Below are 14,963 nucleotides of genomic sequence, written 5' to 3'. Positions count from 1 at the left end.
CCGTCGCAAGCGACGTTGAAAAACGTTCCCCACGTTTTTTTATGGCATGCCACCCCTAGCCGCCACCCTTACGGGCCGTTGCTGACGCAACGTTAAAAATTTCTCCCGGAAATTTTTTATGTCAGTTGATCAAGCTGATACCTTCGTTCGCGTTTAATGACGAATAACGCGTTGCGCCGCCGCATGCACTCTGACACAGTAACCAGCAAAAAAAAGTAACCAGCAAAAAAATCACTGGCAAAAAGAATCGCCAGTAAAAAGCGTTGGCGCATTTTCAGCGGAAAATTATAAACGTCGTGTTTGCGACGGTTCGTTGGGTGGTGAACGGGCGTGTTCGCCGTCGAAAGGGAGAAATCATGGTTTTGCAATCGACGCGCTGGCTGGCGCTGAGCTATTTCACATACTTTTTTTGTTATGGCGTTTTCCTGCCGTTTTGGGGCGGATGGCTGAAAGGAGAAGGGCTCTCGGCAGAGTCGATTGGTATGCTGCTGGGAGCGGGGCTGGTGGCGCGCTTCGTCGGCAGTCTGGTCATTACGCCCAGTGTGAAAGATCCATCCAAATTGATTGCGGTGTTACGTGGGCTGGCATTGTTGTCATTGGCGTTGGTCGTCGGTTTTTGGCTGGGTAATGCCTGGCTGTGGCTGATGATAGTGATGATCGGGTTTAACCTGTTTTTTGCGCCGCTGGTGCCGCTGACCGATGCGTTGGCCGCGACCTGGCAGCGGCAGGTGGTGATGGATTATGGCAAGGTGCGGGTTTGGGGATCGATAGCGTTTGTTATCGCCTCTGCGGCGACGGGCGAACTGGTTGCTATCTGGGGGCATCCCGCGATTCTGGCGATCTTCAACGTGGGACTGGCTGTCATGCTGTTAGGCATGTTGCTCCGACCTAGCGTGATGCCGCAGGCGGCAGCCTCGACAGCGCAGTCGGCCAGCGTCACGCCGTGGAAAAGATTGCTGAGTGAGCCGGCTGTATGGCGTTTCCTGCTTTGCGTATCTCTGTTGCAGGGCGCGCACGCGGCTTACTATGGTTTCAGCGTGATTTATTGGCAGGATTCAGGCTATTCCGCCTCGATTATCGGCTATCTCTGGTCGTTGGGCGTCGTTGCGGAGATCGTCATCTTTACCTTCAGCCAGCGTCTGTTCCGACGCTGGAGCGCCAGACAGCTTTTATTGCTCTCTGCCGTATGCGGCGTGGTGCGCTGGAGCTTAATGGGCGCGACGGTGGCTCTGCCGTGGCTGATTGTGATACAGATATTGCACTGCGGTACGTTCACCGTTTGCCATCTGGCTGCAATGCGCTTTATTGCGGCACGTAGCGGCGGTGACGTACTGCGGCTACAGGCGGTGTATTCCGCGTTAGCGATGGGCGGGAGTATTGCGGTGATGACAATGGTGTCCGGCTTCCTGTTTGAGCATTTGCAGGGCGGCACGTTTTGGGTGATGGCGCTGTTGGCGGTTCCGGCACTGTTTATCCGGCCCTCTGTCAGCCACCATACTGCTGTCGAAAAAGCGTAAGCAAATGGTATGTACTGTCAATATAACGTATCGTGGTAAAAATAATGTTACATTATAACGCTTTGAAGCGAGAGTACGGTCGGATAACGTTGCTGGTGTTAGGTCTGGCACTTTGTCAGCCCGTGTTCGCCCACCCACACAGTTTTATTGATATGCAGACCACAGTTGAGAGCCAGAACGACAATATCACCGGTTTACGTATGCAGTGGACGATGGATCCCATCACGTCTGCCGACCTGCTGTATGACGCTGGAAAGGCGAAAAAGGATTCTGAAGTCTGGAAAAAGCTGGCGGCAGAAGTCATGGCTAATGTGTTAGGACAGCACTATTTCACCGATATTTATCGTGATAGTCAGCCCGTGAAATATGCGCCGATGCCAACCGAATATCATCTTTCCCGCAAAGGCAATCAGGCGATACTGGAGTTTGTGCTGCCGCTGGCACATCCACAGCCGCTGGCCGGAAAGCCGTTGCTAATTTCTACTTACGATCCTACCTACTTTGTCGATATGTCCTATCAGAGCGACAAGGCTGTTAAGCTGGCACCCGCGCTAACGTCACGTTGTAAAACCACGCTCGTCACGCCGAAACCTAACACTGAATTGCAATCTTATGCGCTGTCGCTAGATAAGAATGATGCGCCGGATGAAGACATGGATCTGGGGAAACAGTTTGCACAGCGGGTGACGTTGCAATGTCAGTAAATCTTGGATCGTTGCCGCGTCAACGTTCGTTGTTGAGCCGACTGCGCGATCTATGGCCGCTGTGGATATTTTTGGCGCTGCTTGCCTCGGCGCTGCATTACATCGTGAGATACTGGCCGCAAATCGTGCTGCAAAGCGCGATCTGGCAGAAGTCACTACACCAGCAAATGTCGAATTTGTTGCAGATGGTAGAACAGCAGCCGCATCAGGCTGGGCTGAGTTTGATGATGTTCAGTCTGGTCTATGGTGTGCTCCATGCTGTCGGGCCGGGGCACGGCAAAGTCGTCATCATGACCTATTTGGCGACGCATCCGTCGAAGCTGAAAAGCAGCCTGAAGTTAACGCTTGCTGCCTCGTTAGTTCAGGGGCTGATGGCGATAGCGCTGGTGACAGTCGTTCTCGGGATCTTGCAACTGTCGAGTCGAACGCTGCATAACAGCAGTTTCTGGATGGAGAAAGGAAGCTTTGTGCTGGTGGCGGGGCTGGGGCTGCTGCTCTGTTTCCGTGCGCTAAAACAGCTGTATATCGTGCTAGTTCGACAACCCAAGCCCGCGACTATTTTGCGCGTTATTCCTTTGCCTGTAACCCCGCTTAACGTGGCAGCTCATGGACGTATGACGCTTAGCCCGATTTATGCGCCGTCTCACTCCCTTCATCAGCATGATGCCGACTGCGGTTGCGGGCACCGCCATCTCCCTAGCAATGAAGAACTTGAACGTGGTAGCAGTTGGCGCACACGCCTGATGATTGTCTTGGCGATGGGGATGCGCCCGTGCTCAGGTGCCATCATGGTGTTGCTTTTCTCTAAAGTGATCGGCGTCTATCTGTGGGGCGTAGCTTCTGCGCTGGTGATGGCTGCCGGAACCGCGATTACTATCTCGGCACTGGCCGTGCTGGTCTTTTACTGCCGTCGCGTCATTGAACGGTTAGGTGCAAATCGCGCATCACCCGTGTGGCAGCGTGCTACTTTTTCTCTTCTGTCTTTTGCTGGCGGGATGATTTTGGTTGGCTCCGGCATTCTGCTTTACCTCAGCGCACAGCCCGCAATGATGGGCGGTATTCGACCATTCTCTGGCTGATTTCACTTTTTATTAACCTCACGTTAAAAACCCGTTGCCTCCGATAATCACGGCGGGATATCATTTCAATAATGATAACTATTATCATCTATAACCATAATCGCAGAAGGGAATAATAATGAAAAAATGGCTGTTCTCAGTCGTTGTTCTGTTGGGGTTGAGTGCGAGCGTTGCTGTCAGCGCTAACCCGATTGTTATTGAAGACGTCAGTGGCAGGAAGGTAGAAATCAAATCCGAAGTGAAGCGGATTATTTTAGGGGAAGGTCGACAGATTTATCTGCTGGCTGCCTTTGATACCGAAGCACCGTTCCAGCGCGTGGTTGGCTGGCGTGACGATTTGCCAAAAGCCGATTACGACGGCTATATGGCCTATGAAAAGAAATACCCAGAAATCAAAAAACTGCCGACCTTTGGTGGTGCGAAAGACGGCACGTTTAACGTCGAGCAGGCGTTGACGCTGAAACCCGATTTAGTGTTGATGAATCTGGAGTCCAAGGCCGCGACGGACGAAGGAAAATTGATTGAAAAACTCAGTTCGCTGGGTATTCCTGTCGTGTTTATCGATTTCCGCGAGAAGCCGTTTGAGAATGCAGAGAAAAGTATTCACATCATGGGGCAACTGGTGGGCAAACCAGAGCGTGCAGAAGCGCTTATTAAATTCCGCCGTGAGCAGATTGAAATTGTCACCGATCGGTTGAAAAACTATCAAGGGCCGCGCCCGAAAGTGATGATCGATCGCGCGGGTGGCTATGATGAAGAGTGCTGCATGTCATTCGGTGATGAGAACTTTGGCCGCATGGTTGAGGCTGCTGGCGGTGACAACATTGCCAAGAACATCATCCCTGGTACGTTTGGTACGCTGAACCCTGAGCAGATTATCAGCTCTCGCCCAGATGTGGTGGTGGTGACTGGCGCTAACTGGAAAAACTACAACACGGCGAATGGCTGGGTTGGCGTTGGACCGGGAGCCGATCAGAAAGAAGCGCTGCAACGCCTGCAAAAACTGATGGAACGCTCAGCATTCAAAACGCTACCGGTAGCAACCGATGGCAATGCCCATGCTATTTGGCATCAGTTCTATGACAGCCCGTATCAGTTTGTGGCGATTCAGGTATTAGCGAAATGGATGCATCCTGAACTGTTTAAAGATCTCGATCCTGATGCCACATTCCGTACCTTCCATGAGAAGTTCCTGCCGTTGCCGTATCAGCCAGGTTATTGGGTTACGCTGCCTGCGAAGAAATAACGCCGCCAGACAGTCAATCAGATAATAAAAAAGCACTGAACCTCATTGGTCAGTGCTTTTTTTATGCATTTTATCGATCGTTCCGCTTCATGCTCGACGCAAAGAGATATCAGCCGCTCATCACAACATAACTGGTGTTCTGTGCCATCAGATCGTTCGCCCACCGAGGTAGCAACGCAAACGTTTTTCTTTCACTTTATTTCATTACCGATGAATGGATGTTTCTGACGATCGATTATCTTTATTTGATAGTTTTTGGCTATTTATTTGAGATTATTGAATGGTTTAAGCGATCATTACTATCAAGCTGTTCGCTTCTGTGTCGATAATTGAGCGTGGTAAAGGTATGTCTGATTTTTACTCAAAATGCCATGTCTGGAGGACGATGGTGTTTATTTTGACATACCGGAATCAGGAAGAAAGATGCGGTATAAAAACTCAAAAATGGAGCGGTTATGAATATCACGCAACGCCTGCTGTTGACGTTTTCGTTAATGTCGCTAGCACTTATCTCATTGGTTATTGTTACTTTATCATTATTATCAGGGTTCCAGTCTCGTTTTGAATATGTTCAGGATAATGCGATTCCAAGTATCAAAGATCTAAATAATTTGGTGGATAAAAGCAATTCACTGGTGCTTTTTTTGTATCGTCATCAGACCACGGATGACGACAGTAAGTTACCGGCAATTGAGCAAGACATTACTAAAAATATCGAAGAGATGAAGGTACTCAATGAGTATTACCTGAAAAATAATGCTTCCAGCGAGGGGGATCGCCAACTGACCAATACGGCGATTGAATTGACCAAGAAATTACAGGCGTCTTTGCCCGTTTTTCTGAATGCGTCAAGAGCGAACCAGAATGACATCGCTCTCGGCCTGCTTCAGGGAATGGAAGGTCCGGGAAAGGTCGTTCGTGATCTGATCGCCAATTATCGTAAGCAATTCGATCTTAATGTCAAAATGGGCGACGATCTGCGTCAGGTTAATAAACGAATCTATGATCAAACGTGGTTTGGTTTGTTGTCTGGTGCGTTACTGATCGTGTTGCTAATTGGCTTTTTTGCTGTGAGGACTATTCTGGGCATCAGGAAAAGTTTGAATAATATGAGTCAAACGATGGAAAACGTCAGCACGCATCTCAATTTGACGATTCAAGCTGACGATCGACGCAAGGATGAAGTTGGGAATACTGCCCGCGCCTTTAATAGCCTGATGCAACGGGTATCTTCAGCGCTGGCCTCGGTGAGTGCTTCATCGCAGTCGGTGAGCAGTGCGGCAACGCAGATTGCGGCAGGTAATGAGGATTTGTCATCCCGCACTGAGGAACAGGCGGCTTCGCTGGAACAAACTGCGGCCAGTATGACGGAAATTAGTGAAACGGTGCGCCAGAACGCAGAAAACACGCAACAGGCCAGCCTGCTGGCAGGGAATGCCAGCAAAATTTCCATCGATAGCGCCGATTCAGTCAGCACCATGCTGAATACGATGGAACATATTCGCAATAGCTCAGGCAAGATCACCGACATCATTGCGCTTATCGAAGGGATTGCGTTTCAAACCAATATCCTTGCTCTGAATGCGGCGGTGGAAGCTGCGCGTGCGGGTGAGCAGGGGCGCGGTTTTGCGGTGGTAGCGGGTGAAGTGCGCACGCTGGCGCAGCGTTCGTCTACAGCGGCGCGTGAAATCAAGGACTTGATTGATGCTTCAAATTCGCTGGTGTCTTCGGGGGTTGAACAAGCCAGCGATGTAGGGAAAAACATGTCGGCGATGAAAGATGCGATCCAGCAGGTGACGGATTTAGTTAATGAAATCGCTGCGGCGACGGAAGAACAAAGTCAGGGTATCAGCCAGGTACATCAGGCCGTTAACCAGATGGATGATGTGACTCAGCAAAACGCCTCATTGGTCGAAGAGGCCTCTGCGGCCTCGCAGTCGTTACAGGAACAGGCGAGCACATTGAGCCAACTGGTGGGGCAATTTATTGTGGGACAAATCGCTTCATCGTCGCTGATCCCCGCTCTTGCTTCTGTACCGTCCGGCCTATCTGCACCTCGTCTTGCCTCCGCGAAGAACAAAAATGCGCTTGCTCAGGATGAAGCGGGCTGGCAGCGTTTTTAATCTATAGAGCCACGTGCCAAACGGCGCGTGGCCAAAGGAGTCGATGACGGATGGAGAAAAGAGAAGACCAAGGGAGATGACGGTATGGAATTGACCGAACATAGTGCGGAAAATCTGGGGAATTATGCGTCGTTACTGACGGAGTTCGAGCATATGACTACGCTACTGACTCAATTAATGAACAGCGATTACCGCACGCTTGATCTGTATCTCAATAATTGCAGCCATCTGATTTTGCGATTTACAGCTATTTATAAATTGATCGGTAAACCAGAGTTTGAGGATTATTTAAAGCATCATGACGCGGCGCTGTACTACAACGTAAACAGTGTAGGGTTGGCATTACGCTTGTTTGAGAACATGCTGACGAACATGCGCGATATGTTGGGAACTGAGCGTTTACACTAGCAGTATTATGCCTCCGGGGCACTTGCTTACCGGAGGCTATTTGAGCGGCCAATTGCCTAGATGGTAGGTTCGCTGACTAATCCGTCAATAATCACCTGCGGTACGCCCTGTGAACAGCGTTCGATGCGTCCACGTACGCCATAGACCGCTGACAGGCTTTCTGGGCTAATGACTTCGGCCGGCGCGCCATCTGCAATCAGATTACCGTTTTGTAGCATCAGTACGTGGTCGCCATGACGCAAGGCAATATTGATGTCATGCACCACCACAACGGTGATGATGTTGCGCTTACGCGTTTCCTTTCGTACCAAATCCATCACGTGGAATTGATAATTCAGATCCAACGCACTGAGCGGTTCGTCCAGCAAAAGCAACGAGGGTTGACGGATCAGCGACTGCGCCAGCCCAACCAGCTGTTTCTGTCCGCCTGAGAGCTGATCAAGATAGCTCAACGCCAGATGCTCGATGCCTAACTGACGCAGCAGGGTCATGACTTCATCCTGCTTTTCGGCGTTGTGCATGCCGCCGGACGCGCGCTGTGCGACGATAATGGATTCCAGTACGTGCAAGTGCACGCCGGCGGGCAACGACTGCGGCAGATAAACGACTTTTTCCGCTCGCTGAGCGAACGGGAGTGTCATCAGGTTAGTGTCATCCAACCACAGTTCACCTTCGGAAGCGTTCAGACCCGCCATCGCGCGCAATAGGGTTGATTTTCCACTGCCGTTGGGGCCGAGCAGCACCGTGATCTTTCCACGCGGCAACTGCGGCACGGACAGATCGCGGATCACCTGACGCTTAGGGTAGCCTGCGCGAAAGTGGGAAAGTCGTAATCCAGAAGCGGTTTGCTGGCTCATACGTTCCCTCTGTGGCGCAGGATGATACTCAGGAAGAATGGCACACCAACCAGTGAGGTGACGATACCCACCGGGATAATGACGCCGGGAATGAGATTTTTCGAGGCAACAGACGCCATCGATAGCACCAGCGCACCCGTTAGTGCACTGGCAGGCAGATAGAAACGGTGATCTTCACCGAAAATCATACGTGCGATATGCGGAGCAACCAGACCGATAAAGCCGATTGGGCCGACAAACGCGACCGAAATGGCAGACAAGATACTGATGCGCAGCAGCGTCGCCAGACGCAGACGGCGAACGTTAATGCCAAAACTAACGGCGCGATCTTCACCCAACCGCAGTGCGGTCAGTTTCCATGAGCTCATCAGTGAAATAGGCATAACGATGACCAGCACCAGCAGCAGGACGCCCAGTTTTTCCCACGAGGCACGGGCCAGACTGCCCATCGTCCAGAACACCAGACCTTGCAGCGTGTCTTCGTTGGCGATGAACTGGAGCATAGAAACCAGCGCATTGAAGGTGAACACCAGCGCGATACCGAACAGCACGACGCCGGAGGTGGCGACCTGCGTCCAGCGCGTAATGCCATCAAGCAGCAATGCTGCCAGCAGAGCAAAGATAAAGGCGTTTGCAGAAATAAACCACTGAGCCGGAATGCCGGGGATGCCGATTCCAAGGACGATCGCCAGTGCAGCGCCGAATGCAGCGGCGGAGGAAACGCCAAGCGTAAACGGGCTGGCCAGCGGGTTGTTCAGGATAGTTTGCATCTCTGCGCCAGCCAGGCCGAGCGCTAGCCCGACGATAATGGCCATCAACGCATAAGGCAGACGAATATCCCAGACGATCACGCGAGTGCCTGCATCGGCGCTGGCCGGGTCGGTCAGCGTGTTCCAGAGCACATCAAGCGTGAGTCCCGAAGGTCCCATCGTGAAATCCAGCAACAACGAGCCGATGATGATCAACAGCAGTATCGCCATAACACTCACACGGCGTCGAATGATGGCGCGATAGTTGTCCATAATGGTGTTGGCATCCACGGCAGTATTGTGGATACCCGGTTCAGTGGTTGTACTCATGAAAAATTACTCACCTTGTTTCCAGGCAAAGATAAAGTCGCTGTCAGGCAGCGAGGTGAAATTTTGAATGATATGGTGATACGTGTCATCAGGGTTCAAGCTGGCAAACGCTTGAGGATAAATATCTTTTGCCAGATATTCCATACCAACAATGTTGTAAGGATGGTTGTAGAAATGGTGGTAAATACCATAGACGTGCTTAGCCTGAACCGCTGGGATCTGGCTAATACCGGTGCGGCTTAGCAGCACATTAGCCTGAGTGCGAACGTCTTCGACAGTCGCGCCATAGCCTAACGGTAATACCTGACTGTTACCACGTTTAGAGCCCGTCATGATGTAGGCATCAGGCTCCATGCTGATGATTTTTTCCAGCGAGACAAAGCCGGATGCACCCGGTAGCAAACCCGAACCAATATTTGTCGCGCCGACGGCTTCAATCAATCCGCCCCAGCCGCTGTTGCTGTGCGTGAAGCAGCAGGAATCCGAATTTCCGGCAATCGGTTCAATAAAGACGCTGGGTTTTGGGGTTATCGCGGCGGTTTTCTGCTGAATGGCATCGAGGTGTTTGCGGTAGAAATCGGTATACGCTTTGGCGTTGGCTTCACGATTCAGAACCTTACCCAACAGATCGACACTAGAGGCGGTATCTTTAGCCGGATTCACTTCATAATCGACAAACAGTACGGGAATATTCAGTGCGCTGAGCTTGTCAATCACACCACTTTCCTTCAGCGCCGCCTTGGCACGCAACTGGGCAATCATCAGGTCTGGCTGTTTTGACAGCACGCTTTCCAAATCGACGTTGCCTTTATCACTGAAACCCATATCCAAAATGCCGACGGACTCAGGCCATTTTCCTTTCAGCATGTCCCAGGTTGCCGTGTCCTGTTTTTTCGCCAGATTGTTCCAGGCGACAAGACGCTGAAAGGGATTATCGCGGTCAAGTAATGCCATCGTCATAATATCGCGGCCGTCTTGCAGAATGATGCGCTGCGGCTCTTGTTTAATGGTGACACTTCTGCCGTCGAAATCGGTAACGGTGAGAGGATATTGGGTAGCGTAGCTGAAGAGTGGGGCGGAGAGTAATGCGGTCAGGAAGAACGATCTTGCTGATTTTCTTAACATGGTGGCGATCCTAATTCACAATTTATCAATGTGATGAAGTTATCAGTGTAATGAGTTTGATAATTATTATCGTATATTGATAAACAATGCGTATACAGGATTCATATGTAAAGAAAAATAACAACTCCGACCCGAGTTCATTTTTATGAGAGTGGGTCGGAGTGGGTCGAGATTAGCGTTTCAGCGCGTCGCTCAGTTCTTCACGGATGGTGCCCAGAATAGATTTCACCACACGCGGGTTGCCTGCAACCAGATTGCCGGATGCCAGATAGTTATGGCCGCCAACGAAGTCCGTCACGATCCCGCCAGCTTCACGTACCAACAGTTCGCCACCGGCAAAATCCCACGGCTTCAGACCGATCTCAAAGAAACCATCAACGCGACCCGCGGCCACATAGGCCAGATCCAGTGCGGCAGAACCCGTGCGACGGAAATCCGCACATTGGGTGAACAGTGCGCTAACAACGTTGATATAACTTTTGCTGTGTTGTTTTAATTTGAAGGGGAAACCTGTTGCCAGTACGGTGCCTTCAAGATCGCGGGCAGTACTGCTGCGCAGACGATAACCGTTCAACTGTGCGCCCTGACCGCGGGTAGCACTAAACAGCTCATTACGCATAGGATCATAAACAACGGCAACTTCGGTACGGCCTTTAATGCGGACCGCGATAGAAACGGCGAAGTGGGGTAAACGCTTGATGAAGTTGGTGGTGCCATCCAGAGGATCGATAACCCATTGTACTGCCGGATCTTCACCTGCCAGCTCACCACATTCTTCACCAATAATGGTGTGCTGTGGGTAAGACTTGCGGATGACTTCAATGATCAGACGTTCTGCATCCCGATCGACGTTGGTCACAAAATCGTTGCTGCCTTTCTGGCTAGCTTCGACGGCGTCTGGCGTTTCATAGTTTTTGGCAATCAAATTGCCGGCTTTACGCGCAGCGCGTATAGCGATGTTGAGCATCGGATGCATGGTATCGGTCCACTGGAATGTTAAAGAACGGAAAGCGGCGCAGAGTATAGCAGTAGAAAAGTAAAATAGCTAAGTTTGTGTTAAGGTATGGCGGTTTCCTTTTCGCATGACTTCCTTTCGCACAACAGAGTACATAATGTTAGACAATATTCGCATTGTTCTGGTTGAAACGTCGCACACTGGCAATATGGGATCAGTGGCCAGGGCGATGAAAACCATGGGCTTAAGCAAACTTTATTTAGTCAATCCATTGGTTAAGCCTGATTCGCAGGCGATTGCGTTGGCCGCAGGCGCCAGCGATGTTATCGGTAATGCCACCCTTGTTGATTCGCTCGATCAGGCGCTCGAAGGGTGCAATCTGGTGGTCGGCACTAGTGCACGTTCCCGCACTTTGCCTTGGCCGATGCTGGAACCGCGTGAGTGTGGCGTTCGCAGTGCGCAGGAAGCGGAGCACGCGCCGGTGGCGCTGGTGTTTGGGCGTGAGCGTGTGGGACTGACGAATGATGAACTTCAGAAATGTCATTACCACGTGGCGATTCCCGCTAACCCAGAATACAGCTCGCTAAATTTGGCGATGGCGGTGCAGATTATTGCTTATGAAGTCCGTATCGCGCATTTGGATCGGTTACAGGCTGGGCAGCCGGAGCATGAAGAATCGCCGTACCCGCTGGTCGACGATCTGGAACGCTTTTATCAGCATCTTGAACAGACGTTACTGCAAACCGGATTTATCCGACCAGCACATCAAGGGCAGGTGATGAACAAGCTGCGTCGCTTGTTTACCCGCGCCAGACCTGAAGCTCAGGAACTTAACATCCTGCGTGGAATACTCAGCTCGGTACAAAAAACACACGACGAATAATACTTGAGTGTTTTACTCGGTTAAATAGTTGACTAAAACACTCGGGAATGTCAGACTCGCGGTATGTTCTGCCAATACATGTTTTCATAATACATGTTTTACCTACAGGTACCACTATCATGAGACTGACATCCAAAGGCCGTTACGCCGTTACCGCCATGCTCGATGTGGCTCTGCATTCCCAGGAAGGACCAGTTCCATTGGCGGATATTTCCGAACGCCAAGGTATTTCACTGTCTTATCTGGAGCAGCTATTTTCGCGCTTGCGTAAGAACGGACTGGTTGCCAGCGTTCGTGGCCCAGGCGGCGGTTACCTGCTGGGTAAAAACGCGAATGAAATCGCTGTTGGTATGGTTATTTCTGCTGTCGATGAGTCTGTTGACGCAACGCGTTGCCAAGGCCGCGAAAGCTGTCAGGGTGGCGATCGCTGCCTGACGCACACGCTGTGGCGCGATCTGAGCGACCGTATTACTGACTTCCTGAATAACATCACGCTGGATGAGCTGGTGAATAATAAGGAAGTACTGAACGTTGCGGATCGTCAGGATACTGATACGCGTCGCACCGCGAATGGGCGCATCCAGGAAACGATCAACGTTAACCTGCGCGCCTGATACACCTTCAACGTGACAGGTTCCTTGTGACGAGTACCTTTACTCGTCACGTTTTGCCTTTCTGATCGCCGCCTAATCAATGACCACGTTGCCCAATGTGGATCGGGTGCTATGGCGACTGTCACAGTGTTGATCTGGCTATAAATTATTCCGACGATAAATTGTTCCGACTATAAAATAGTAAAACTTTGCACTGGCCCGAAAGGTTGCGGGTATAAACAACCTGTCAATAAAACAAAACGCATTGTACGTTTTGAAGTGATGTACGGAGTTTATGAGCAATGAAGTTACCTATCTATCTCGATTATTCAGCTACCACGCCGGTTGACCCGCGCGTCGCTGAGAAAATGATGCAGTGTTTGACGTTGGACGGTACGTTCGGTAATCCGGCTTCCCGTTCACACCGTTTTGGCTGGCAGGCGGAAGAGGCGGTTGATATCGCCCGTAACCAAATTGCTGAACTGGTCGGTGCCGACCCACGTGAGATTGTCTTCACGTCAGGCGCGACCGAAGCCGATAACCTCGCGATTAAAGGTGCTGCCAACTTCTACCAGAAGAAGGGCAAACACATCATCACCAGTAAGACCGAGCACAAAGCCGTGCTGGATACCTGTCGTCAACTCGAACGTGAAGGCTTCGATGTCACTTATCTGGCACCGCAGCGCAACGGCATTATTGATCTGGTTGAACTTGAAGCTGCGATGCGCGAAGACACCATTCTGGTTTCCATCATGCACGTCAATAATGAAATCGGCGTAGTGCAGGATATCGCAGCCATCGGCGAAATGTGCCGCAGTCGCGGTATCGTGTTCCATGTTGATGCCACGCAGAGCGTAGGCAAACTGCCTATCGATCTCAGCCAGTTAAAAGTGGATCTGATGTCTTTCTCCGGCCATAAAATCTATGGGCCGAAAGGGATCGGAGCACTGTATGTTCGTCGTAAACCCCGTATCCGCCTCGAAGCGCAGATGCACGGCGGTGGTCATGAGCGCGGCATGCGTTCTGGCACCCTGCCTGTGCACCAGATTGTCGGTATGGGCGAAGCCTACCGCATCGCGAAAGAAGAGATGACCGCAGAAATGGATCGCCTGAGTACGCTGCGCGATCGTCTGTGGAACGGTATTAATGATATTGAAGAAGTCTACCTGAATGGTGATATTGAGCAGGGCGTGCCCAATATCCTGAACGTCAGTTTCAACTATGTTGAAGGTGAATCGTTGATTATGGCACTCAAGGATCTGGCGGTATCGTCCGGTTCTGCCTGTACGTCGGCCAGTCTGGAGCCCTCCTACGTGTTACGCGCGCTGGGCATGAATGATGAGCTGGCACATAGTTCGATCCGTTTCTCGCTGGGGCGTTTTACTACCGAAGAAGAGATCGACTACACCATCGAGCTGGTGCGTAAATCTATCGGTCGTCTGCGCGATCTTTCTCCGCTGTGGGAAATGTTCAAACAGGGCGTAGATATCAGCAGCATCGAATGGGCGCATCATTAATTCACCAGAGCGGGGACGACTACATGGCTTACAGCGAAAAAGTAATTGATCACTATGAAAATCCACGCAACGTGGGTTCGTTTGACAACGCCGATCCTTCTATCGGCAGCGGCATGGTCGGCGCGCCAGCGTGCGGCGATGTGATGAAGTTGCAGATAAAGGTCAACAACGAAGGCATCATCGAAGATGCCCGCTTCAAGACATACGGTTGTGGTTCTGCCATTGCCTCCAGCTCGCTGGTCACAGAGTGGGTAAAGGGCAAATCGCTGAATGAAGCTGAAGCGATTAAGAACACGCAGATTGCCGAAGAGCTTGAGCTACCGCCAGTGAAGATTCACTGTTCCATTCTGGCGGAAGACGCTATCAAGGCAGCGATTGCGGATTACAAAAGTAAACGCGACGCGCAGTAATCTCTGCGGCTGAACTCGTCGGGGCACCGTGGTTATCGGTGCCTGATTCCGTCGAGTTGGCGAACGATCGAGGTAACAGTATGTCGATTTCTCTGAGCGAAAGTGCGGCGCAACGCGTGAGCGCTTTCATCGCAAACCGGGGCAAAGGCCTTGGGCTGCGTCTTGGCGTACGGACATCCGGCTGTTCCGGTATGGCGTATGTGCTGGAGTTTGTTGATGATTTGAACGACGGTGACACTGTCTTTGAAGACAAAGGCGTCAAAGTCATCGTAGACGGCAAAAGCTTGGTCTATCTTGACGGAACGGAGTTGGATTTCGTTAAAGAAGGGCTGAACGAAGGCTTTAAGTTCAATAATCCTAACATTTCCGGCGAATGTGGTTGCGGCGAAAGTTTCAACGTCTGACCCCTCTTGGGTAGTGAGCGTACTATCGATTAATGACACGCGCTGCTACCCAACACTCCCAGA

General features: G+C 51.2%; 15 protein-coding genes. 11 read left to right on the top strand and 4 right to left on the bottom strand.

Translation table 11 applies throughout. The features are described 5' to 3' along the window. Positions 1-356: 356 nt before the first annotated feature. From DCX48_07220 to DCX48_07195, 6 genes are all read left to right on the top strand, one after another. Complete coding sequence (locus DCX48_07220) at positions 357-1,517, top strand: 3-phenylpropionate MFS transporter (GenBank protein ID QXE14323.1); 1,161 nt, start codon at positions 357-359, stop codon at positions 1,515-1,517. 44 nt (positions 1,518-1,561) lie between these two features. Then, a complete protein-coding gene (locus tag DCX48_07215) occupies positions 1,562-2,221 on the top strand; it encodes a DUF1007 family protein (GenBank protein QXE14322.1) in 660 nt (219 codons plus the stop codon). Continuing rightward, a complete protein-coding gene (locus tag DCX48_07210) occupies positions 2,212-3,300 on the top strand; it encodes a nickel/cobalt transporter (GenBank protein QXE14321.1) in 1,089 nt (362 codons plus the stop codon). Before DCX48_07215 ends, DCX48_07210 begins: the two co-directional genes overlap by 10 nt. A 118-nt stretch (positions 3,301-3,418) precedes the next feature. Continuing rightward, positions 3,419-4,546, top strand: coding sequence for an ABC transporter substrate-binding protein (locus DCX48_07205; GenBank protein ID QXE14320.1), 1,128 nt, complete (start codon positions 3,419-3,421; stop codon positions 4,544-4,546). Between the two features lie 455 nt (positions 4,547-5,001). Next, positions 5,002-6,669 (top strand): HAMP domain-containing protein, encoded by a 1,668-nt coding sequence (locus DCX48_07200; GenBank protein ID QXE14319.1) that lies wholly within the window; start codon positions 5,002-5,004, stop codon positions 6,667-6,669. Between the two features lie 84 nt (positions 6,670-6,753). Beyond that, a complete protein-coding gene (locus DCX48_07195; GenBank protein ID QXE14318.1) occupies positions 6,754-7,077 on the top strand; it encodes a hypothetical protein in 324 nt (107 codons plus the stop codon). 56 nt (positions 7,078-7,133) lie between these two features. On the opposite strand, the gene DCX48_07190 is transcribed toward DCX48_07195, so the two are convergent. From DCX48_07190 to suhB, 4 genes are all read right to left on the bottom strand, one after another. Next, positions 7,134-7,934: an ABC transporter ATP-binding protein gene (locus tag DCX48_07190; GenBank protein ID QXE14317.1), complete on the bottom strand. Its 801-nt coding sequence runs from the start codon at positions 7,932-7,934 to the stop codon at positions 7,134-7,136. After that, positions 7,931-9,013, bottom strand: coding sequence for an iron ABC transporter permease (locus DCX48_07185; GenBank protein QXE14316.1), 1,083 nt, complete (start codon positions 9,011-9,013; stop codon positions 7,931-7,933). The genes DCX48_07190 and DCX48_07185 overlap by 4 nt, the downstream gene beginning before the upstream one ends. Positions 9,014-9,019: 6 nt before the next feature. Beyond that, entirely contained in the window at positions 9,020-10,138 is a 1,119-nt protein-coding gene (locus tag DCX48_07180; protein QXE14315.1) for an ABC transporter substrate-binding protein, read from the bottom strand. Positions 10,139-10,310: 172 nt separating this feature from the next. Then, positions 10,311-11,114: an inositol-1-monophosphatase gene (gene suhB / locus DCX48_07175; protein ID QXE14314.1), complete on the bottom strand. Its 804-nt coding sequence runs from the start codon at positions 11,112-11,114 to the stop codon at positions 10,311-10,313. Positions 11,115-11,250: 136 nt separating this feature from the next. Here suhB and trmJ point away from each other — a divergent pair, with 136 nt between their 5' ends. The 5 genes from trmJ (at position 11,251) to iscA (ending at position 14,900) form a co-directional block, all read left to right on the top strand. Next, on the top strand, positions 11,251-11,976 hold the full coding sequence (trmJ, locus tag DCX48_07170; GenBank protein ID QXE14313.1) for a tRNA (cytosine(32)/uridine(32)-2'-O)-methyltransferase TrmJ: 726 nt from the start codon (positions 11,251-11,253) through the stop codon (positions 11,974-11,976). A 119-nt stretch (positions 11,977-12,095) separates the two neighbouring features. Further along, entirely contained in the window at positions 12,096-12,590 is a 495-nt protein-coding gene (iscR, locus tag DCX48_07165; protein QXE14312.1) for a Fe-S cluster assembly transcriptional regulator IscR, read from the top strand. A 281-nt stretch (positions 12,591-12,871) separates the two neighbouring features. Beyond that, a complete protein-coding gene (locus tag DCX48_07160) occupies positions 12,872-14,086 on the top strand; it encodes an IscS subfamily cysteine desulfurase (GenBank protein ID QXE14311.1) in 1,215 nt (404 codons plus the stop codon). Positions 14,087-14,109: 23 nt separating this feature from the next. Continuing rightward, entirely contained in the window at positions 14,110-14,496 is a 387-nt protein-coding gene (gene iscU, locus DCX48_07155) for a Fe-S cluster assembly scaffold IscU (protein QXE17175.1), read from the top strand. Between the two features lie 80 nt (positions 14,497-14,576). Beyond that, positions 14,577-14,900: an iron-sulfur cluster assembly protein IscA gene (gene iscA / locus DCX48_07150; protein ID QXE14310.1), complete on the top strand. Its 324-nt coding sequence runs from the start codon at positions 14,577-14,579 to the stop codon at positions 14,898-14,900. The last annotated feature ends 63 nt before the right edge of the window (positions 14,901-14,963 follow it).

This window comes from Pectobacterium atrosepticum (assembly GCA_019056595.1).
Lineage (GTDB): Bacteria > Pseudomonadota > Gammaproteobacteria > Enterobacterales > Enterobacteriaceae > Pectobacterium > Pectobacterium atrosepticum.
Note: the sequence above shows the minus strand (reverse complement) of the source record. Positions and strands in the feature narration are given on the sequence as shown.

Bases quoted from the DNA above. Each gene is read 5' to 3' on its own strand.
- DCX48_07205 (QXE14320.1), top strand. From the start codon at position 3,419: ATGAAAAAATGGCTGTTCTCAGTCGTTGTTCTGTTGGGGTTGAGTGCG.
- DCX48_07200 (QXE14319.1), top strand. From the start codon at position 5,002: ATGAATATCACGCAACGCCTGCTGTTGACGTTTTCGTTAATGTCGCTA.
- suhB (QXE14314.1), bottom strand. From the start codon at position 11,114: ATGCATCCGATGCTCAACATCGCTATACGCGCTGCGCGTAAAGCCGGC.
- DCX48_07185 (QXE14316.1), bottom strand. From the start codon at position 9,013: ATGAGTACAACCACTGAACCGGGTATCCACAATACTGCCGTGGATGCC.
- DCX48_07180 (QXE14315.1), bottom strand. From the start codon at position 10,138: ATGTTAAGAAAATCAGCAAGATCGTTCTTCCTGACCGCATTACTCTCC.
- DCX48_07220 (QXE14323.1), top strand. From the start codon at position 357: ATGGTTTTGCAATCGACGCGCTGGCTGGCGCTGAGCTATTTCACATAC.
- DCX48_07210 (QXE14321.1), top strand. From the start codon at position 2,212: ATGTCAGTAAATCTTGGATCGTTGCCGCGTCAACGTTCGTTGTTGAGC.
- iscA (QXE14310.1), top strand. From the start codon at position 14,577: ATGTCGATTTCTCTGAGCGAAAGTGCGGCGCAACGCGTGAGCGCTTTC.
- trmJ (QXE14313.1), top strand. From the start codon at position 11,251: ATGTTAGACAATATTCGCATTGTTCTGGTTGAAACGTCGCACACTGGC.
- iscU (QXE17175.1), top strand. From the start codon at position 14,110: ATGGCTTACAGCGAAAAAGTAATTGATCACTATGAAAATCCACGCAAC.
- iscR (QXE14312.1), top strand. From the start codon at position 12,096: ATGAGACTGACATCCAAAGGCCGTTACGCCGTTACCGCCATGCTCGAT.
- DCX48_07160 (QXE14311.1), top strand. From the start codon at position 12,872: ATGAAGTTACCTATCTATCTCGATTATTCAGCTACCACGCCGGTTGAC.
- DCX48_07190 (QXE14317.1), bottom strand. From the start codon at position 7,934: ATGAGCCAGCAAACCGCTTCTGGATTACGACTTTCCCACTTTCGCGCA.
- DCX48_07215 (QXE14322.1), top strand. From the start codon at position 1,562: ATGTTACATTATAACGCTTTGAAGCGAGAGTACGGTCGGATAACGTTG.
- DCX48_07195 (QXE14318.1), top strand. From the start codon at position 6,754: ATGGAATTGACCGAACATAGTGCGGAAAATCTGGGGAATTATGCGTCG.